This window comes from Streptomyces sp. NPDC002754, from assembly GCF_053592315.1.
Window position 1 is genome coordinate 674,663 of the sequence record NZ_JBSFVM010000001.1, and the last position, 19,178, is coordinate 693,840.

Consider the following 19,178-nt stretch of genomic DNA (forward strand, 5'->3'; position numbering starts at 1 on the left):
CCCGTATGTACGACCTGCCGGTCACTCCACGCGGGTCTCCGCGGCGGGCGCCTCGTCGTCCTCGGGCAGGTGCACGTCGTTGATCGTGACGTTCACCTCCACGACCTCCAGACCGGTGATGCGCTCCACCGCGGAGATCACGTTCTCCCGCACGTCGCGGGCCAGGTCCGAGATCGGGACGCCGTACTCGACCACGAGGTCGATGTCGATGGCCGTCTGCCGCTCGCCGACCTCGACCTTCACACCCCGCCCGACGTTCGGCCGGCCGCCCGGCACCCGGTCGCGCACGGCACCGATGGTGCGGGAGAGCCCGCCGCCCATGTCGTGGACGCCAGGGATCTCGCGTGCCGCGATACCGGCGATCTTCACCACGACGACGTCGGCGATGGACGTCCTGCCGCGGTCGGAGGCGGGCTGATCGGCTCCCGTCGCGCCGCCGAAGACCTCCGTCGTCTGCGTGGCTTGCGTCGTCTGCGTCGGCCGGCCGGAGCGCTCCAGCGGCACGTTCTTGGCGTCTGGTGCACTCTGCGTGTTCGTGCTCATGGCGTGTCCTTCTCTCTGCGGTCGGTCAGATGCTCTTACGTGGATAGACCCGCCCCGGACGCATCTGTGACGCGCCAACCGGAAGAACTTTTTTCGGAATTGCTGCGTCACAGATCCGGCGCAGGTGTGTCCAACAGGCAGGAAGAGACGAGAGGAGCCACTCAGTGGCGGGTGCCCGCAGAGACACCGCACCGCCCGAGGGCGGGAGCGAGACCGATGACCAGCTGCTGACGGTCCGGGCCGCGGAAGGGGACGAGGACGCCTTCGCCGTGCTCGTCCAGCGGCACGCTCCGGCGTTGCTGCGGCTGGCCACCCGGCTCCTCGGCACGCGCACCGAGGCTGAGGACGCCGTGCAGGACGCCTTCGTCAGCGCGTGGCGGCGGCTCCCCGAGTTCCGCGGCTCGGCGTCGTTCGGCACCTGGACGTACCGCATCGTCACCAACCGGTGCCTGAACATTCTGCGCACCCGATCCCGCAGGCCGGTCGTGTCGCTGGAGACGGCGGCGGACGTGGCCGCGCCCGAGCACACGGTCTCGCCGGCCCGGATCGCCGAGGCCCGCGGCGCCGTGCGCGAGCTGGGCGCGGCCCTCGATCAACTGTCGGCCGAACAGCGCGCGTGCTGGGTCTTGCGCGATCTGGACGGCCAGTCCTACGACTTCATCGCGGACGCGGTCGGGATCAGCCAGGAGGCTGTCCGCGCCCGTGTCTTCCGTGCACGACGCTGCCTGACTCAAGCACTGGGGGCCTGGCGATGACCGCTCACACCGACCCGCCCAACACACACTCCGAGGGCCCCGACGACGAGCAACTGCCCTGCGGCCGCCTGCTGTCCCAGGTGTGGGCCGCGTGGGAGGAGCAGTCGGACGACCCGCACCTGCACGCCTGCCCGCACTGCAGGGGTGCCGTCGACGACCTCACCCAGCTGGAGACCGCGGTACGCGACCTGCGCGAGGAGCCGCTGGACGACACCGGCCAGGACGCGGCCGCGCTGACACGCCGCGTCATGGACGTCGTACGACTCGAACTGCGTCCCGGCCGCCCGCTGCCCCTGGGGGAGCCCGACGAGGACCTGTCCGTCATGGAGGCGGTCGTCGCGCGGGCCCTGCGAGCGGCCGCGGAGACCGTGTCCGGAGTGCGGGCCGGGTCCTGCCGCCTTCGGCCCCTGCCCTGGCCGGGCGCACCGGATCGGGTCGAGGTCAGACTCGAGATCCACGCACCGTTCGACGCCTCACTGCCCGACCTCGCGGAGGACGTCCGTATGCAGGTGTGGGAAGCGGCGGACCGCGACCTCGGCATGCCCATCTCGGCCGTGGACATCCGTGTCACCGACCTCATCGACAGCACGACCGATGACCAGGAAGGCCGAGCCCGATGACCAGGACCAGCCCCCCGGACCACCTCACCGACGACATCGCCCGCGCCGTGGCCGATGTGCCCGGTGTGGCCTTCCTCAAGCCCGATCTCGCCGGGCGCCTGCGTTCCGCGCTCGCCCACCCGGCGCCACCCGCCGGCGGAGGTCCTTCCGGATTGCGGCTCACCCCTCCACAGAGTGCCGACGGCCCCTGGCACATCGAGATCCAGCTCGTCGCGCTCGCCCGCTTCCGCACGGTGGACGTGGCCCGCGCCGCCCGCCGGACGGCAGAGGAACAGCTGACCGCAGCCGTACCGGACCAGAGCGTGCGGGCCCAGGTCAGCGTCACCGTGACGGGACTGATCTGACTGGGACCAGCACCAGTGGAAGCCGCTGAGAAGGGAAGCACCCAGCACGGCTGCGGCCCGGTTCACGACGGTCCGCGACGGTTCAGGACCGCGTCGCAGTACCGCACTTGTCGTCCCCGGCGCCGCTCATCCGCTCGTCCATCGCGGTGCTCCGGTCGTACGGGTCCACCGCGGGGCCGTCGCCGGTGTCGCCGTCGGCGGTGAAGGACGGGGTGAGATAGCCGTTGTAGGTCTCGCAGCCGCCGTTGGTGGTGTTCACGCGGTTCGAGATGACCGAGAAGGTGCCCGGTTCGGTGATCACCTTCGACGGGTCGGGCCAGTTCATCACCACTTCGCGGCGGACGATGACGCGCGTGACACGGTCGCTGCCCGCCTCCGCGGACACGACCGGATACACGTACGTGACGTCCGTGGTGACCTCGAGCGCGCCCTTCTCGCCCGTGCGGTACGTGATGCGGCCGCGGGTCTTGACCTCATGGCCGACCAGCTGCACCTTCGAGGTGTCGAAGCGGCTGAACAGCACGAGTGGGTTGTACTTCTCGCTCGGGGCGGTCAGCGACCTGTCCAGGAAGGTGCGTTCCTTCGGCTGGCGGGGGTTGATGAGGGCGATGGCCTCGGCGGGGTGATCGCCGCGCAGCACCTCGGGGTCAAGGCTGGACGCGGTGAGGAAGTCCCGGGAGCGTTCGAGGGAGCGAGCCACCTGCGCCGTACTCATCCAGCCGGTGGCCCGGGCCGCGGGCACAGTGATCCCGGCCGATCCGGAGGCCCAGCGCGCGGCGGGCGAGCCCCTGAACGGCTCGTCCAGCGTGGGGCTCGCGGCCGCATCGTCCGGCGGCGGCGCCGTGGGCCGGGCGGTCTCCCCGGCCAGTGGTGTCGCCGCGTCGGCGTCGCCGCCGAACCAGCCCGTCACCCGCCCCGGGTTGAGCGCCACGACCACCGCGGCGAGCGCAGCCACCAGGCCGAGCGCGTACCAGCCCGTGCGGCGGTGCGGCCGGGGCGGCTGGTGCGAACGCCACGGCTCGGGCCGGGCGTCCCGCTCCTGCAAGCGGCGCGTCACCATGCGGGCGCGCGCCGACGGTTCCTTCGGTGCGTCCCGTACGCCGTCCTCCGACTCCTGGAGGAAGCGCTCCCAATCGTCGTCGGACAGCGGCGAACCGCCGTGATCCCCACCCGAATTCACTTCTGAACTCCCCTTGTGCCATGTGGTTTCCGTGGCGGCCAGTCCCTCCCCAGGGCCGGCCACCATCGACGGATCATGGCACACGCGCGAACGCCGGGCGACGCCGAAGCGGGGAGAGGCCGTTCAGGAACGGCCCCTCCCCGGTGGTCAGCGGACGGTCAGACGCGGTCCGCTGCGATCAGCAGGTACTGGAACGAGCCGTCCCGGTACGAGTTGATGAACGCGTCCTCGATCCCCGTGACGAGCGACGACGTGGCCCGCAGCTCCCAGTACGGGAGGGTGTCGGGGGTGAGGTCGATGACGGTCTGGGGCACCAAACGGTTGTCGGCCATCGCGCGCAGGTACTCCCGGCGCGAGTGGATGTTGCACTCGAAGTGCGCGTTGATCTGGGACACCCACTTCGACGGCTGGCCGTACCGCGGGTTCCAGCAGCCGGTGATGGTCACGTAGCGGCCGCCGACCTCCAGGATGCGGGAGTGTTCGGCGAACAGGTCGTGCAGGTCGACGTACATGGTCGACTCGTTGTTCCACGACCCCGAGATCTGCCCGGTCTCGAACGGGGTGTCCAGCATGTTGCAGACACGAGCCCTGACGTGGTCCTCGATGCCGAGTTCCGCCGCCCGCCCGTTCGCGAAGTCGGCCTGCTTGGCCGAGAGTGTGACCCCCTCGACCTTGCTCCCGAAACGCTGGTGCGCCATCACCATCGAGCCGCCGCGGCCGCAGCCGGCGTCCACGAGGGTGTCGTCGCGTCCGATGTCGCCGAGGTTCCCGAGCAGGTACGCGGCCTGCGCCGACTCCAGCCGGTGCAACTCGGCGATCAGCTTCTTCTCGTTCACGTCACCCGCTCCGTCACCGAGCGCGGAGTGGTCGACCGCGCCGATGCCGTAGTGGTGGTGGTACAGACCGTCGACATCGCCGAGCCGCAGATTGACCGGCCGGGCCTCGCCGTCCCAGTAGCGGGCGATGTCCCCCTGGTAGGGGGTGGCCGGCGAGGGGATGTACGGGGAGGTGCTCTGGGCCGTGGCGGTGAGTTCGGTGCTGGTCACTGATGAGTCCTATCTCTTACCAGAAGTCGGGTCGCTTACCAGAAGTCGGGCAGGCGGTAGCGGTAGGTGTTGTTCTGGTGCCATTGGTGGTTGCCGTCGACCCACGCCGCTACGCCCCGCAGGAAGCGTTGGACGTTGGGGAGCGGGCAGGCGGCGGCCAGGGCCGCGGCCTCTGTCTCGAAGGCGTGCATGAGTTCGTTGTGGACCTCGACCGACTTGAGGTAGGCATCCTTGTCGGACAGGTCCTCGCGTTCCGCGATCACGACCGGCAGGTTCAAGTGACGGCCGGGAGCGTCGAGTTCCTTCATGTACGAGTACAGGTCGTTGACGATCGTCGTCGCGTTCCCCGCGAGTGCGATGACCTTCTGCATGTCCGGCAGGGCGTGCAGGTCCGCCGGCAGTTCGTAGCCGCCGACGGTGTCGGTGATGGTCGGGCAGGGGCGGAAGTTGTTGAACTGGCGCATCGCCAGGTACTCCCACACCTCCGGTACGTGGTCGTGTTCGGACCAGGCGGCCTCGGCGAGGTAACCCATGTGCAGGCGGGCCATGTCGTGCCGGTAGCGGTCGGCCTGGGACGCGCTGCTCGCCTGGACGAAGTACTCCATGGCGGAGCGGTACGCGCGCCGGGGCGCGTCCGAGTACAGCGAGTCCGCCCACTGCGGCTGGTACTCCCGCGTCGTGTACAGCGGGTCGAGGGTGGTGTGTGCGAGCAGCAGCCGTGAGCCGAGGCCGACGGGCGAGCCGCCGTGGTCCTCGCAGTAGCAGTCGTCCAGCGCGTTCTCCGCCATCATCAGGCGGGTGGCGATCATGACGTGGTCGACGGTGGGTGCGTCGGGGTGGCAGCCGACCATGTAGCTGCCCACGGAGAACCCGTCGAACTCCTCCTCCCAGTCGTCGGGGTACAGGTCGACCTCGTCCAGCGCCCACTCCTTGATCCGGCGGCTGACCTCCGCGACCCGTACGGGATCGGGGTCGGGCGCCGGATGGTGGTACAGGCCGGGAACGGGCCGCCCTTTCGCGGTACTTGGCGCAGGAGCCGGGTCCGAGCCGGGCTTCGGGGCCGACGATGCCGGTTCCTCCCGCGGAGTGAGCCGCAGCCCCGCCGTGCCGAGACCGCTGGGCCCGCGCAGCAGCCGCTCCAAGTCGGCGTGCTCAGCCGGTACTTCACCCGCCGACGTCCCGGCGGTCGGCGTGGCAACCGCCCGCGGCGGGCACCCCGTAACGGCGCCGATGTCGCGGGCGCGGGCCGCGGCGTCGGCCAGGACCTGCGCCCCGAAGCGGGAGATCGCTTCCGGCAGGCTCGACTGCGGAGGTGTCGGCTCGGGCGGGGGCATCCATGTCTCCTTGAGGGCTCCTCGGTGGGGTGGGGGCGGCCGTGGTTCTGCCCCGCTACGTGCTGGGCCAGCGGCCGATCTGCACGTTCTCCAGCACACCGACCGCGTCCGGCACGAGGATCGCGGCGGAGTAGTAGGTGCTGACGAGGTACTTGGTGATGGCCTGCTCGTCGACACCCATGAACCGGACCGAGAGGCCCGGCTCGTACTCGTCGGGCAGACCGGTCTGGTGCAGGCCGATGACACCCTGGTTGTCCTCGCCGGTACGCATGCAGAGGATCGAGCTGGTGCGCTCCTTGGTGACCGGGATCTTGTTGCACGGCAGGATCGGCACCCCGCGCCAGGCCGGGACCTGCTGGCCACCGAGGTCGACGTGGTCGGGATACAGGCCGCGCGCGTTGAACTCGCGCCCCATCGCAGCGATCGTGCGGGGGTGCGCCAGGAAGAACTTGGAGCCGCGGCGGCGACAGAGCAGCTCGTCCAGGTCGTCCGGCGTGGGCGGCCCCGAGTGCGGCTGGAGGCGCTGCTTGAAGTCGGCGTTGTGGAGCAGACCGAACTCCCGGTTGTTGACGAGCTCGTGCTCCTGGCGCTCGCGCAACGCCTCGACGGTGAGCCTCAGTTGCTCCTTGGTCTGGTTCATCGGCTCGTTGTAGAGATCGGCGACCCTGGTGTGGACCCGAAGGATCGTCTGGGCGGCCGAGAGTTCGTACTCGCGCGGCCGCGCTTCGTAGTCGACGAACGCGCCGGGCAGTTCGTGCTCGCCCACGTGCCCCGCCGACATCGGGATCTCGGCCTCGCCGCGGTGGTTCTGGCCCCGGCCCGCGAGCGACTTGAACTCGTCGACGTGCGCCTGCAGGGGCGGCGCAGCGGACAGTACGGCCGCGAAGTCGGCGCGCGAGAGGGTGAGCAGGGTGCCCGCCGTCTCGGCGACCGCGGTCTGCTCCCAGCGGGCGTCCTCGTCAAGGAGCGCATCGTCCCCGAAGCGGTCGCCGTCGGCGAGTACGTCGAGCGCGACCTCGTCGCCGTAGCCGCCCTCGGAGAACTGACTGACGCGCCCATGGGCGATCAGGTGGAGCCGGTCCGCGGGCGCCCCGCGCTCGACCAGCGTCTCGCCGGCCCGGAAGTCGCGCTGCTCGCACCGGTCGGCGATGGCGGTCAGTACTTCGACGTCGTCGAAGCCGCGCAGCAGGGCCAGTTCGCCGAGTTCGCGGGGGATGACGCGGACGTTGCCGCCGTCCTGGATGAACTCGATGGTCCCGTCGCCGACGGTGTAGGTCAGGCGGCGGTTCACCCGGTAGACGCCGCCCTTGGTCTCCACCCAGGGCAGCATTCGCAGCAGCCACCGCGAGGTGATCTCCTGCATCTGCGGGGCGGACTTGGTGGTGGTGGCGAGATTGCGGGCGGCCGCCGTACCGAGGCTGGTCTGCCGTGGCAGGGCCGCCGCGGTGTCCGGGGTGGTCGAGTCAACTGTCATCGGATGAGCTCCCCTTGATCGCGCGAAAGCGCGCATGTCGGTAATAACGGGACGGATGAAAGAGAGTTGATGAATTCGGCGGTAATGCGTCCAGATCCAGCATCACCGTAAGGTCCGCCTCGGCTGCCGGACCAAGGAAAGTCGGCGACATTCGCTCGATGCGATGATCAAGCTCGCGGGGTGTTTGCCGGGGAAGGATGGAACTCGGCCCGATTTCTTCGTGCCTCCCGACGGGCGTGGGCCCTGGCCCACGCGGTGCACACGCGTCATAGCGGCGCCAAACCGACAGAAGTCGGCCACTCGCCGCAGAGCTCGTCGTTGCCGACTCCGCACCCCACGAGGTAGGCGAAACGTCACCGCGTTACGCTGGCCGCTGTAACCGGACACGGGGTGCCCCCACCAGAGGGCTGAGAACACACCCGTCGAACCTGAACCAGTTCGTACTGGCGGAGGGATGTCTCATGCCTGTGGTGCATGTTTCCAGTGGCCTGCCTGCCGACCGCGAGAGCGGCGCCTTCGACGGGCGGATGCCCGCGGCACCCGGCGACCTCGGCATCGAGGGTCACGGCATCGAACCGGTGCCCGAGGGCAACCGCTACGGCGGGGCCGGGCGCCTGTTCACCGTGTGGTTCGCCCCGAACCTGACCATGACCGGCGTCTTCACCGGCACCGTCGGCATCGCCCTCGGACTCGACTTCGCCACGGCACTCGCCGCCGTCGTGCTCGGCACCCTGGTCGGCGCGGTACCGACCGCGTACCTCGGGACATGGGGGAGCCGGACCGGGGCAGGACAACTGCCGCTCGCCGGGCTCGCGTTCGGGCGGGGTGTCGTGCTGCCGGGCGTGCTGCAGTGGCTGTCGTCCATCGCGTGGGACGCACTGATCGGCCTGTTCGGCGGTGACGCGCTGGCCCGGCTGTTCGGCTGGCCGTTCTGGGCCGGCGTCCTCGTCATGCTGCTCGCCCAGGGCCTGCTCGGTGTCTTCGGTTACGAGGCCATCCACCGGTTGCAGATCGTCATGACCTTCGTGCTCGGCGCCGCGTTCGCGCTGATCGCCTGGCGGCTGCTGGACGGTGTGCAGCCGGCCGCCCACGGCTCCGTGCACGGAGCCGACCGCGTCGGTGCGTTCGTCCTGACCAGCACGATCGCGCTGAGCCTCAGCCTGTCCTGGGCGCCGTACGCCAGCGACTTCAGCCGCTATCTGCCCGCGGCCACCTCCCGTACCCGCATGTTCTGGTACACGTTGCTCGGCCTGCTGGTGTCGTTCGTGGCCGTCCAGGCGCTCGGCCTGTGGGGTGCCTCCGTGCTCACCGACCAGACGGCGGCCGGGGTCGACAAGATCCTCGGCGGCGGAGCGGTCGGCGCGTTCGGGCTGCTCGCCGTGGCGCTGGCCGCGCTGTGCAGCAACGCGATGAACGACTACAGCGGCTCGCTCGCCCTGCAGACCATCGGCGTACGCATCCCGCGCCCGGTGGCCGCCGCCCTCGCCGCCGCGCTCGGCTTCCCGCTCGTGCTGTGGATGCACGCGGCGGACACCACAGCCCGGTTCCAGAATGTGCTGCTGTTCGTCGGGTACTGGATCCCCGGCTTCGTGGCGATCGTCCTCGTCGACTGGCGCGCGCGGGCCAGGGCGCGCGCCGGCGCGCCGCTCGACCTCGCCGCCGAGCGCGAACGGCGCCAACCCGCGTGGCCCGCCGTGCTGGCCTTCGCGGCGGCCTTTGCCGCGGCGGTCCCGTTCATGGACACCAGCCTGTACGTGGGTCCGGTGGCGGAAGCGCTGCACGGCGCGGACGTGTCGTACTACGTGGCGTTCCTCGTGGCCGGCGCCGTGTACGCGCCGTTGCGGCTGCGGCGACTCGACTGACCCACGAGCCCTCGTACCTCGCACCTCCTTTGCTTGGAGTCACCCCATGCCCCAGACGTCCCCCGACCGCCCCGAGGACCTCGTCGCCTTCGCGGCGCAGGCACTCGGGCGCGTACAGCACACATCACCCCTCGTGCAGTGCCTGACCAACGCGGTGGTCACGGGGTTCACCGCCAACGTGCTGCTCGCGGTGGGCGCCGCGCCCGCCATGGTCGACATCCCGGACGAGGCCGGGCCCTTCGCCCGCGTCGCCTCGGGCGTGCTGGTCAACCTCGGGACTCCGCGCGCCGAGCAGCGCGCCGCGATGCCCGAGGCGGCGCGGGCCGCGGCCGACGCGGGCACGCCCTGGGTGCTCGACCCGGTGGCCATCGGCGCCCTGCCGGTGCGCACCGCGCTCGCCGCCGACCTGCTCGCGCTGCGGCCGACCGTGATCAGGGGCAACGCTTCCGAGATCATCGCGCTCGCGGGCGCGGGTGGCGGCGGCCGGGGCGTGGACTCCTCCCACGGTGTCGACGACGCCGAGGACGCGGCAGCGCAGCTCGCGCGCACGGCGGGCAGTGTGGTCGCCGTGTCCGGGCCCGTGGACTACGTCACCGACGGCACGCGCAGCGCCCGGATCGCCAACGGGGACGCCCTGCTGACCCGGGTGACCGGCGGCGGCTGCGCCCTGGGGGCGGTGATGGCCGCGTTCGCCGCGGTGGACGAGGACCGGTTCGCGACGACGGTGGCCGCCGCCACCGCGTACACCGTCGCCGCCGAGTTCGCGGCGCGGACCGCGGCCGGTCCCGGCAGCTTCGCCGTCGGGTTCCTGGACGCGCTCGCTGAGCTCACCCCTGACGACGTCGCGACGTGGGCGGAGGTGTCATGACGGCACGTCCTCGACCGACGGATGCCGGTGTCGACCTGTCGGTCTACCTGGTCACCGACGCGGACCAGTGTGCGGCCCGCGGTCGCACCGTGGCCGAGACCGTCGCGCAGGCTGTGGCCGGGGGAGTCACCGCCGTGCAGATCCGGGAGAAGCGCGCGGGCGGACGGGAGTTCCTGCGGACCGTCCTGGACGTCGCCGAGGTGCTCCCCGAGCATGTCGCGCTGATCGTCAACGACCGGGTCGACGTGTTCCTCGCCGCGCGAGCGAGCGGCGCACGGGTCACCGGCGTCCACGTGGGCCAGTCGGACCTTCCCACCGCCTCCGTACGTCAACTCATCGGTGACGACGCCGTGTTGGGCCTGAGCGCGGCCACCACTGCCGAGCTGCACACCGCCGCGATGTCCACCGCCCGCGTCGACCACGTCGGTATCGGCGCCCTGCACGCCACCCGCACCAAGGCCGACGCGCCGGAGCCGCTCGGCCGAGACGGCTTCGCCGCGCTGGCCCGGCTGAGCGGGCTGCCCGCCGTGGCCATCGGTGGTGTCACCCCCGACGACCTGCCGCACCTGCGGGCCGCGGGGGCGGCCGGGGCCGCGATCGTGTCCGGCATCTGCGCCGCCGAAGACCCCCGCGCCGCCGCCCGTTCCTACGCCGACGCCTGGGCCGACAGCCCGCACCCCAGCAGCACGCACTCCCGCACCCGTCCCCGTATCCGAAAGGATGTCTCCGCATGACCGAGACGCCGCCCGCGGTCGCGCCGCCCCGCGTGCTGACCATCGCCGGTTCGGACTCCGGCGGAGGCGCCGGGATCCAGGCCGACCTCAAGACCATGCTCGCGCTCGGCGCACACGGCATGAGTGTGCTCACCGCCGTGACGGCCCAGAACTCCCTTGGTGTGCAAGGTGCTTGGAACCTCCCGCTGGACGCGGTGCGCACCCAGTACCGCAGCGTCGTCGACGACATCGGTGTGCAGGCGCTCAAGACCGGCATGCTCGGCGACCCCGACATGGTCGTCACGGTCGCCGAGCTGCTGGCCGACGCGCAGGCCCCCGTCGTCGTCGACCCCGTCAGTGTCTCCAAGCACGGCGACCGGCTGCTCGCCGGCGACGCGATCGATGCCGTACGGGACCGGTTGCTGCCGGTGGCGACGGTGGTGACACCCAACCTCGACGAGGTCACCGAACTCACCGGCATCGCCGTCGAGGCCGACACCGCCGAGGCCGACATGCGGCGCGCGGCCGAGCGGCTGCTCGCCTATGGACCCCGCTGGGTGCTCATCAAGGGCGGTCACCTGCCCGGAGAGGCCGTCGACCTGCTCACGGACGGCGCGCACGAGCACTGGCTGCGCTCGCCGCGCCACAACAACGCCCACACCCACGGCACCGGCTGCACCCTCGCCTCGGCCGTCGCGGTCGGCCTGGCCCAGGCGCATGGTGTGCCGGAGGCGGTGCGCCGGGCGAAGGAGTACGTCACCGGGGCGATCGCGGCGGGGTTCGCGCTGGGGGCCGGGATCGGCCCGGTCGACCATGGGTGGCGGTTCCGGGCGGCGTGATCACTTCCCGGTGAGCTCGGGTTCGCGGGTGGCCATCGTCAGTGCCATGACCAGGGCGACGAACCAGAACACTCCGGTGAAGGCGCCGATCACATTGATCCCGATGACCAACCCCAGGCGCTGAACTCTCCGGCGATGGGCAATGAACGACGGGACGACGAGGACGATCAGCGCGATCAGCGCCAGGATCAGGACTTCAAGGGTTCCTATTTTTGCAAACACCGTGTCACCCTATCCAGTCCCTTCGTCAGCACAGCCACGAAGCGGTGTTCGGGCTCAGCCCCCGTACACGTCCTCTACGTAACGTCCCTCTGCCATCAGCGCGTTGAGCCACCGCTCCGCCGCGGCCTCGTCGGCGTCCGGCGTGCGCTCGCGGTGCAGTGCGCGGAACGCGGCGCGTACGCCGGGTGCCATGCGGGCGCCGTCCCCGCACACGTACACCCGCGCCCCCGCGTCGAGGAGGCGGCCGATCTCGGCGCTTTCGGCGGCGATGCGGTGCTGGACGAAGGCGTGTCCCTCGACCGGAGCGTCGCTGAACACCGGGCGCAGCGAGACGGCTCCCGCGGTGTCGGCGGCGCGCAGTTCGTCGGCGTGCATAAAGTCCAGGTCCGGGTGGTCGCAGCCGAAGTAGAGCAGTGCGGGCGGCAGTTGGGTGTTGTGTGCCGATCGTTCGGCGATCACCCCGCGGAACGGAGCCAGGCCCGTTCCCGCGGCGATCATGATGACCGGCTCGGTGGCGTCCGGTCCGATGCGGAAGGCGTCGCGGCACGGCTGGATCCGGCCGAGGACGGTGTCGCCGGGGCGGAGGGACGCCAGGTGGTGTGAGCCCGTGCCACGGTAGCGGCCGGTTCCGGAGGCCGCGGGTGCGTCGAGGATCGACACCATCAGGTCTACGTGGCCGGGGAGTTGGGCCGGGCTGGAGGAGACGGAGTAGTGGCGCGGGCGCAGCGGCGGCAGCAGGCCGAGCAGCAGGTCCCAGGTCAGGGCGTCGCGCAGCGCCGGGTGGTCCTCGACCAGCTCAAGGAAGGTGCGCGGGTCGTCGGCCGACAGCTCCCGCAGCGCCGCGGCCTCCGGTGGGCAGGGGTTGGCGGCGGCGAGCGCGGCCACTTCGTCGGGGCTCGGGCGGTGCTGCAACTCGACGTGGAACGTGAGGAGTTCGCGTACGGTCACCGGCCGGTCGAGGGGGAGGGCTGCACGGCGCGGACGGGCGTCACGGATGTCGATCAGCGTGTCGGGGTCGAGGGCGAGGACCTTCAGGGCGCGGTCGACGAGCCCGTCCTCGTGCGCGGGCAGCACGGCGAGGTGGTCGCCGGTCGCGTACGACACACCGTCGGGCAGCGCGAGCCGCACGAACCGCTTCACGCGCGGGTGGCCGGGCGCCGTCAGGTCGTGCGCCTCGGTGACGGTGAGGGGGGCGAGCCCGTGCCGGGCCGCCGCCGTGTCCAGCGGCCCGCCGGTGATCTCGCGGATCTCGTACGCGGTGGTGGGTTCGGTGGGGGTGTTCGCGGCGGTGGCCTCCGGGTCGCCGTACCGCTCCAGGAGGGCGGTGCACAGGTCGGCGGTGAAGGTGCGGACGGTGCCGCCCAGGTCGCCGGAGGCGTCGGCGGCGGCCCGCTCGCAGAGCCGCTCGGCGCCGAGCGTGGCCAGACGTTCGTCGATGCGGGTGGGGAAGTGCTGGTACGTGGCGGCCCAGTTGCGGTCACCGACGCCGAGCACGGCGTACGTGACACCCTCGGTGGGTGTGCCGATGTCGAGGAGTCGGGCGGCGAACCGTCCGGCGTCATCCGTCGGCCGGCCGTTGTACGACGCGGCGACGATCACCACGGGGCGGTCCGTCGGGAGGCCCTCCGCGTACGCGTCCAGCGGGGCGACCTCGCTCTCGCAGCCGAGCGCGGCGGCCTCGTCGGCGAGTTGGGCGGCAAGCCCCGTGCAGGTGCCGTAGTTGCTGCCGTGCAGGAACAGGGCGCGGGTGCCGGGGAGTACGCGTACCGGCAGGGTGTCGTTGTGCGCGCCGGGCTGTTCGGTCGCGGCCGACGCGCCGGGCAGGGGTGCGTGGAGACGGTCCGCCGGGGTGCGCGGCGCGAGGGCGAGGGTGAAGCCGTCCGGCTTCAGGGTGAGCGTCTCCTTCACCGTCAGGTCGTAGTCGGCGTGGTCGACCAGGCGGTAGCGGTGCACGAGCATCGCGAGCAGCATCGTCGCCTCGTGCAGCGCGAACTGCCGCCCGATACAGGCCCGTTCACCCGTCCCGAACGGCTTGAAGGCGTGCGGGGAACGCGCCGCCTCCGCCTCCGGCGTGAACCGGTTCGGGTCGAAAAGCTCCGGGTTGTCGCCCCACACCGGCTCCCGGTGCAGCATCGGCGCCAGCACGGACACACTCTGCCCGGCGCGCAGCGGAATCCGGCCACCGAGCAGCGTGTCCTCGCGGGCCTCCCGGCTGAACGCGGCGGCCGTCGGCCACAGGCGCAGCGCCTCGTTGAGGACCTGCCGGGTGTACGTGAGCCGGCCGACCTCGTCGAAGTCCGGCTCCGGGTCCGTGGTGTCACCCCACAGGGCGTCCACCTCGCGGCGTACGAGATCGAGGACGGCCGGGTTCTTGGCGAGGTAGTACAGGGCGAAGGACATGGCGCCCGACGTCGTCTCGTGCCCGGCGATCAGGAACGTGATGACCTGGTTGCGGATGTTGGCGGTGTCCAGCGTGGAGCCGTCCTGCGGGTGCCGCGCCGTCAGCATCAGGCCGAGCAGGTCGTCGGTGTGCCGCTCGCCGCTCTCGACGCGCGCGCTGATCACGTCGTCGACGACCTGGGCGAGATAGTCGGCGTCGGTGCGGAACGCCGCGTCCGAGGCCTCGTAGTCGCGGCCGGGCACCCGCGCCAGGCGCTTCATGCTCCACTCCAGGCAGCGCACCATCGCCTCGACGAACGGGTGCGGCTCACTGCTGTCGAAGGACGCGAAGTCGTAGCCGAACCCGGCCAGTCCGATGGTGTCGAGCGTCATCCGGGTCATGTCGCCGGGCACGTCGACCGGGCTGCCTTCACCGGCGGCCACATCCCAGGACTCGACGAGGCGGCGCGCCACCTTGTACATCACCGGGTGGTACGTACGCATGGAGCCGAGCGCGAAGGCCGGCATCAGGATGTCGTGGGCGCGCGCCCAGTTCGGCTCGTCGTTGTAGGCGGTGAACAGGCCGTCGGCGGCGAATTCGCGGACGTTGCGCAGCGCGGGCCCGATGCCCTTGGCGAAGCGGGTCTCGTCGGCGAGTTCGGTGACGAGGTCGAGGTCGGAGACGAACAAGGCGTCCCGGCCGTGCATCCGCCGCACCAACTGCGGGCCGTGCTCCCGCATCAGGCTCATGATCTGCTGCAGCGGTCCGGGGCCGAGCCCGGTGGCGGTGACGTCGACGACGGGGACTCCGGCGGCGGCGTAGGCGCTGTCGTCGGGTGTGGGGGAGTCCGGCATGGTGGGGGGCCTTTCGCGGAAGGAGAGCCTGCGGCTTCCAGCTTGATCCGCTCACCCTGCTGGTCAGGTCCTGTTCACTACATGATTGTGTAGTGGCTGACGGTGTATCGGGCTTGTGCCGGGGCGCCGTCCATGGCATTGCCGCGAGGCGATACGTACGTCAGGCGGGAGGCGACGCACAGATGGACACCGGGGACGCGGTCGTGTGGCGCAATCGCGCGATGGTGCTGTTCGACCGGATCCCGATGCCGGTCGCGGTGTGCGATCCGCACGGCACCGTACGGCTGGTGAACGCCGCGTTCGCCCTGGAGTGGGGCACCACCGCGGGCCGCCTGAAGGGCCGCCCGATCCTCGACCTGTTCGATCCGGTCGACGCAGCGCAGGTCGACCGGATCGCGCAGGCGCAGAAGGCGCGCCGCCGCTCGCGCTACACGGTGGTGGTGGACTGGTGCGGGGGCGACGGGGTGTGTCGCCGGGGCGAGTTGATCGTCGACACGGTGAGCGAGACGGCCAACCGCGTGCCCGACCTGCTGGTGACGGTACGGGTCCTCGACGCGCCCGATGTGTCCGACCGGGCGGCGTCCGCTGCCGCGCCGACGCAGCCGCAGGAGGCGCGGATCCTGGCCCTGCTGGCCGCGGGTGCCACCACGGCCCGCGCGGCCCGCGAGACCGGCCTGACGACGGACGGTGTCACCTACCACCTGCGTCAACTGTCGCGCCGCTGGGGCGCGTCGAACCGTACGGAACTGGTGGCTCGCGCGTACGCGGAGGGCGTGCTGGTGGCGGGTGTGTGGCCGCCCCGGCCGGCGTCGCCGTAGCCGGGGCGGCACTCGGGAGCGTTACGCGGGGCGTTCGCTCGTCTCCAGTGCGCCCAGGTCCACGTTCTTCGTCTCCTTGCCGCACAGCAGCGCGACGAAGGTGAGGACGGCCATCGCCGACAGGTAGACGCCGACCAGCCACGGAGAGCCGTCGGCGGCCTCCCACAGCGCCACCGCGATGAACGGGGCGACGGCCGCGCCGAGGACGGAGCTGACGTTGTACGAGATGCCGGAGCCCGTGTAGCGCACGGACGTCGGGAACATCTCCGGGAGCAGCGCGCCCATCGGGCCGAAGGTCAGGCCCATCAGCGTGAAGCCGAGGACCAGCCACAGCACCACACCGAGCGTGCCGAGCCCGATCAGAGGCACCCACACCAGGCCGAACACGAAGATGCCCGCGGTGATCCAGGCCAGCGTCTTGCGACGGCCGTACTTGTCCGCCAGCGGACCGGAGATGAGCGTGAACGCGGCGAAGAAGACCACGCCGAAGATCAGCATCAGTACGAAGGTGGTGTAGCTGTACCCGAGCCCGGGCACGGCGGCGTCCTTCGCGGTGCGGCCGTAGCTCAGCGAGAACGTCGTCATCAGGTAGAAGAGCACGTACGTCGCCAGCATCGCGAAGGTGCCGATGAGCAGCTGCTTCCAGTGGTGACGGAACACCGTCGCCAGCGGCAGCTTGCGGACCGCCTTGGTCTCCTTCGTCTTGGTGAAGACCTCCGCCTCGACCAGACGCAGCCGCACCCACAGGCCGATGGCGACCATCACGGCCGAGAACAGGAACGGAATCCGCCAGCCCCACGACAGGAACGCCTGCGACGGCTGCGAGGGATCGGCGCCCGCCGCGGACGGCAGGAGCGCGGCGATGACCAGGAAGAGGCCGTTGCCGATGATGAACCCGAGCGGCGCGCCCAGCTGCGGGAACGTGCCCCACAGCGCCCGCTTGCCCGGCGGCGCGTTCTCCGTGGCGACCAGCGCCGCGCCGCTCCACTCGCCGCCGAGCGCGAAGCCCTGCGCGAGCCGCATCAGCACGAGGAGCGCGGTGGCGGACCAGCCGATCGACCCGTACGTCGGCAGTACGCCGATCAGGAAGGTGGCGATGCCCATCGTGAGCAGCGAGACGACCAGCGTCTTCTTGCGGCCGAGCCGGTCACCGAGGTGCCCGAAGAAGGCCGCGCCGATCGGCCGGGCCACCATCGCGGCGCCGAACACGGCGAACGACGACAGGAGCGCGGTGGTCGGGTCGCTGTTGGGGAAGAACAGCGCGGGGAAGACGAGTACGGCGGCCGTCGCGTAGACGTAGAAGTCGTAGAACTCGATCGTCGTCCCGATGAGGCTGGCGATCAGGACCCGCGAACGCGGGTTGACCGGCGCGGCCGGATTCGGGCCGGAGGCGGGTGACGGCGCGGCGGACGTGTCAGGGGCCGGGCCGGTGGCAGAAGCGGACATCTTCGGGTCAATCCCAGGGGCGTCGCGGTGTGCGTCCACCGGCGAACGACGCCGGCGACCCTCGTACCGATCGGACGGTACGAGGATCACAACCCTTTCATGTGTCTCACTCACCGGTAATCGGTGTTCGATATATGAGACACATAAGTGCGGGGTGGTCCGCTTACGCCGCCATCCAGCGCTCCAACCCCGCCGCGTCCAGGGGCAGTTCGGCCGACAGAACCTCCGACCCCGCCTCGGTCACCAGAATGTCGTCCTCGATGCGCGCCCCGATGCCGCGCAGCTCCGGAGGCACGGTCGTGTCATGGGCGTGGAAGTACAGACCCGGCTCCACCGTGAGCACCATGCCGGGCGTCATGCGGGCGCCCTGGTACGCGGCGTAGTCGGCGCGGGCGCAGTCGTGCACGTCGAGGCCGAGGTGGTGGCCGACGCCGCACACCAGATAGCGGCGATGGTGCTGGCCCTTGGGGGAGAGGGCCTCGTCCACGGAGACCGGCAGCAGCCCCCAGTCGTCCAGGCCGCGCGCCACGACCTCCATCGACGCCGTGTGGAAGTCGGCCCAGTCGCGGCCCGGGCCCACGGCGGCGAGACCGGCCCGGTGCGCGCGCTCCACCAGGTCGTGCACGGAACGCTGGGTGGAGGTGAAGCGGCCGGAGGCCGGGAAAGTGCGGGTGACATCGGCCGTGTAGTAGCTGCGTGTCTCGACACCCATGTCCAGGAGCACCGCCGCGTCCTCGGCCACGGGCCCGTCGCAGCGCACCCAGTGCAGCGTCGCGGCGTTGCGGCCGCTGCCCACGATCGTGGCGTAGCCGGGACCGTTGCCGTAGGTGCGGGCGTAGCGGTCGAAGGTGCCCTGCAGCCAGCGCTCGCCGCCGCCGCGTATGGCCGCCGGGAACTCGCGGACCACCGCGGCGAAGCCCTCGACCGTACGGTCCACGGCCTCCCGCAGTTGGCCGATCTCCCACGCGTCCTTGACCATGCGCAGCTCGGAGAGCGTGCGGCCGAGGTCGGGGGAGAGCGCGATCCCGTGGCGGCGGGCCGTGTCGGCGTCCAGCGGCCCGGTGAGCAGCGGGCTCTGTGTCGCACACGCGGCCAGCGCCGCGTCCAGGGAGCCCAGCGGCGCCGTGTCCACGCGCAACGCCTCCCGCCAGTCGTCCACGCCGGGGGCCGGGCCCACCCACAGCTCACCGTGCGCCGCGTCCGCGAAGAAACCGGGCTCGCCGGGGCGGGCCGGCGGCGGCAGATACAGCACCGCGTCGTGACCTCCGGGCGCGGGACGCAGCACCAGGACGGCGCCCTCGACCGTGCACCCGGTCAGCCAGTAGAAGTCGCTGTCGGGCCGGAAGTCGTACGCGGTGTCATTGCTGCGCGCCGGGGCCCGTCCGGCGGCGACCACGAGCGGCCGCCCGGCGAACTCGGCACTGAGCCGCGCACGGTGCCCGGCGGCCGCCTCGGCGACGCCCGGCACGGTCGGTGGCGTACGGTCGGCCTCGGCCCAGCCCTGACCCATGTACGCGGTGAAGTCGGGCAGTTCGGCCAGGCGCGGCATCCGGGGATCCGGGGTGCTCGACCTGGGCACGGAGGTGGCGGGGGTCGTCTCGGTCATGCCGACTCCACTCCTTGGGTGGTCCGGGGAGCGGCTCGCCGACGGCGGTCCCACTCCGGGTTGATGCGCGGGATCGCCCCGAGCAAGGTGCGGGTGTACGCGTCCCGCGGCCGGTCGAAGACGTCCGCGGCGCGGCCGGACTCGACGATACGTCCCTGGTGCATGACCGCCACACTCGGTGATGATCGCCCCGCCGAGCAGCCCCGGCATGGCCGCCCCGACGGCGACGGTCGCGCTCACGGGCAGGCGCGGGATCGCCATGTCCCAGACGGAA

General features: G+C 71.4%; 18 protein-coding genes and 1 riboswitch. Of the genes, 8 read left to right on the forward strand and 10 right to left on the reverse strand.

Annotated elements, in window-relative coordinates:
- Window positions 1–21: 21 nt before the first annotated feature.
- A complete protein-coding gene (locus ACWD2L_RS03290; RefSeq protein ID WP_351332526.1) occupies window positions 22–543 on the reverse strand; it encodes an Asp23/Gls24 family envelope stress response protein in 522 nt (173 codons plus the stop codon).
- A 164-nt stretch (window positions 544–707) separates the two neighbouring features.
- On the opposite strand from ACWD2L_RS03290, the gene ACWD2L_RS03295 reads away from it, so the two are divergent.
- From ACWD2L_RS03295 to ACWD2L_RS03305, 3 genes are read left to right on the forward strand one after another with little or no spacing between them, the layout of a single operon-like run.
- Window positions 708–1,298 (forward strand): RNA polymerase sigma factor, encoded by a 591-nt coding sequence (locus tag ACWD2L_RS03295; protein WP_351332528.1) that lies wholly within the window; start codon window positions 708–710, stop codon window positions 1,296–1,298.
- Window positions 1,295–1,918, forward strand: coding sequence for an Asp23/Gls24 family envelope stress response protein (locus tag ACWD2L_RS03300; RefSeq protein WP_351332531.1), 624 nt, complete (start codon window positions 1,295–1,297; stop codon window positions 1,916–1,918). The genes ACWD2L_RS03295 and ACWD2L_RS03300 overlap by 4 nt, the downstream gene beginning before the upstream one ends.
- On the forward strand, window positions 1,915–2,262 hold the full coding sequence (locus tag ACWD2L_RS03305; RefSeq protein WP_351332534.1) for a hypothetical protein: 348 nt from the start codon (window positions 1,915–1,917) through the stop codon (window positions 2,260–2,262). The genes ACWD2L_RS03300 and ACWD2L_RS03305 overlap by 4 nt, the downstream gene beginning before the upstream one ends.
- Window positions 2,263–2,344: 82 nt before the next feature.
- On the opposite strand, the gene ACWD2L_RS03310 is transcribed toward ACWD2L_RS03305, so the two are convergent.
- From ACWD2L_RS03310 to ACWD2L_RS03325, 4 genes are all read right to left on the reverse strand, one after another.
- Entirely contained in the window at window positions 2,345–3,442 is a 1,098-nt protein-coding gene (locus ACWD2L_RS03310; RefSeq protein ID WP_351332537.1) for a hypothetical protein, read from the reverse strand.
- 158 nt (window positions 3,443–3,600) lie between these two features.
- Window positions 3,601–4,488, reverse strand: a complete 888-nt coding sequence (locus tag ACWD2L_RS03315; RefSeq protein WP_351332539.1) for a geranyl diphosphate 2-C-methyltransferase — start codon at window positions 4,486–4,488, stop codon at window positions 3,601–3,603.
- Window positions 4,489–4,523: 35 nt separating this feature from the next.
- Complete coding sequence (locus ACWD2L_RS03320) at window positions 4,524–5,822, reverse strand: family 2 encapsulin nanocompartment cargo protein terpene cyclase (protein ID WP_351332542.1); 1,299 nt, start codon at window positions 5,820–5,822, stop codon at window positions 4,524–4,526.
- 55 nt (window positions 5,823–5,877) lie between these two features.
- On the reverse strand, window positions 5,878–7,296 hold the full coding sequence (locus ACWD2L_RS03325; RefSeq protein WP_351332545.1) for a family 2B encapsulin nanocompartment shell protein: 1,419 nt from the start codon (window positions 7,294–7,296) through the stop codon (window positions 5,878–5,880).
- A gap of 376 nt (window positions 7,297–7,672) precedes the next feature.
- A riboswitch (TPP riboswitch) is annotated at window positions 7,673–7,768 on the forward strand.
- Between ACWD2L_RS03325 and ACWD2L_RS03330 the strand changes: the two genes are divergently transcribed.
- The 4 genes from ACWD2L_RS03330 to thiD all read left to right on the forward strand — a co-directional run bounded on the left by ACWD2L_RS03330 (window position 7,758) and on the right by thiD (window position 11,578).
- Window positions 7,758–9,158, forward strand: a complete 1,401-nt coding sequence (locus ACWD2L_RS03330) for a purine-cytosine permease family protein (protein ID WP_351332548.1) — start codon at window positions 7,758–7,760, stop codon at window positions 9,156–9,158. It overlaps the preceding riboswitch by 11 nt.
- 46 nt (window positions 9,159–9,204) lie before the next feature.
- The gene (gene thiM / locus ACWD2L_RS03335) at window positions 9,205–10,026 is read left to right on the forward strand and encodes a hydroxyethylthiazole kinase (RefSeq protein WP_351332551.1); all 822 of its coding nucleotides are present in this window, start codon (window positions 9,205–9,207) and stop codon (window positions 10,024–10,026) included.
- The gene (thiE, locus tag ACWD2L_RS03340) at window positions 10,023–10,760 is read left to right on the forward strand and encodes a thiamine phosphate synthase (RefSeq protein WP_351332554.1); all 738 of its coding nucleotides are present in this window, start codon (window positions 10,023–10,025) and stop codon (window positions 10,758–10,760) included. The genes thiM and thiE overlap by 4 nt, the downstream gene beginning before the upstream one ends.
- Window positions 10,757–11,578, forward strand: coding sequence for a bifunctional hydroxymethylpyrimidine kinase/phosphomethylpyrimidine kinase (thiD, locus tag ACWD2L_RS03345; RefSeq protein ID WP_351332557.1), 822 nt, complete (start codon window positions 10,757–10,759; stop codon window positions 11,576–11,578). The genes thiE and thiD overlap by 4 nt, the downstream gene beginning before the upstream one ends.
- Here thiD and ACWD2L_RS03350 read toward each other — a convergent pair whose 3' ends face one another.
- Window positions 11,579–11,800, reverse strand: coding sequence for a superinfection immunity protein (locus ACWD2L_RS03350; protein WP_351332560.1), 222 nt, complete (start codon window positions 11,798–11,800; stop codon window positions 11,579–11,581).
- A 54-nt stretch (window positions 11,801–11,854) separates the two neighbouring features.
- Window positions 11,855–15,034, reverse strand: coding sequence for a cytochrome P450 (locus ACWD2L_RS03355; RefSeq protein ID WP_351332563.1), 3,180 nt, complete (start codon window positions 15,032–15,034; stop codon window positions 11,855–11,857).
- Window positions 15,035–15,216: 182 nt separating this feature from the next.
- Between ACWD2L_RS03355 and ACWD2L_RS03360 the strand changes: the two genes are divergently transcribed.
- Window positions 15,217–15,852 carry a PAS domain-containing protein gene (locus ACWD2L_RS03360; protein ID WP_351332566.1) on the forward strand — a complete coding sequence of 212 codons (636 nt, stop codon included), beginning with the start codon at window positions 15,217–15,219 and terminating at the stop codon, window positions 15,850–15,852.
- Between the two features lie 21 nt (window positions 15,853–15,873).
- Here the strand turns inward: ACWD2L_RS03360 and ACWD2L_RS03365 are convergent, their stop codons facing one another.
- The 3 genes from ACWD2L_RS03365 to ACWD2L_RS03375 form a co-directional block, all read right to left on the reverse strand.
- The gene (locus tag ACWD2L_RS03365) at window positions 15,874–17,298 is read right to left on the reverse strand and encodes an MFS transporter (protein WP_351332569.1); all 1,425 of its coding nucleotides are present in this window, start codon (window positions 17,296–17,298) and stop codon (window positions 15,874–15,876) included.
- A gap of 163 nt (window positions 17,299–17,461) precedes the next feature.
- The gene (locus tag ACWD2L_RS03370) at window positions 17,462–18,904 is read right to left on the reverse strand and encodes an aminopeptidase P family protein (RefSeq protein WP_351332572.1); all 1,443 of its coding nucleotides are present in this window, start codon (window positions 18,902–18,904) and stop codon (window positions 17,462–17,464) included.
- Window positions 18,901–19,068 carry an ABC transporter ATP-binding protein gene (locus tag ACWD2L_RS03375; protein WP_351332575.1) on the reverse strand — a complete coding sequence of 56 codons (168 nt, stop codon included), beginning with the start codon at window positions 19,066–19,068 and terminating at the stop codon, window positions 18,901–18,903. The genes ACWD2L_RS03370 and ACWD2L_RS03375 overlap by 4 nt, the downstream gene beginning before the upstream one ends.
- Window positions 19,069–19,178: the final 110 nt, after the last annotated feature.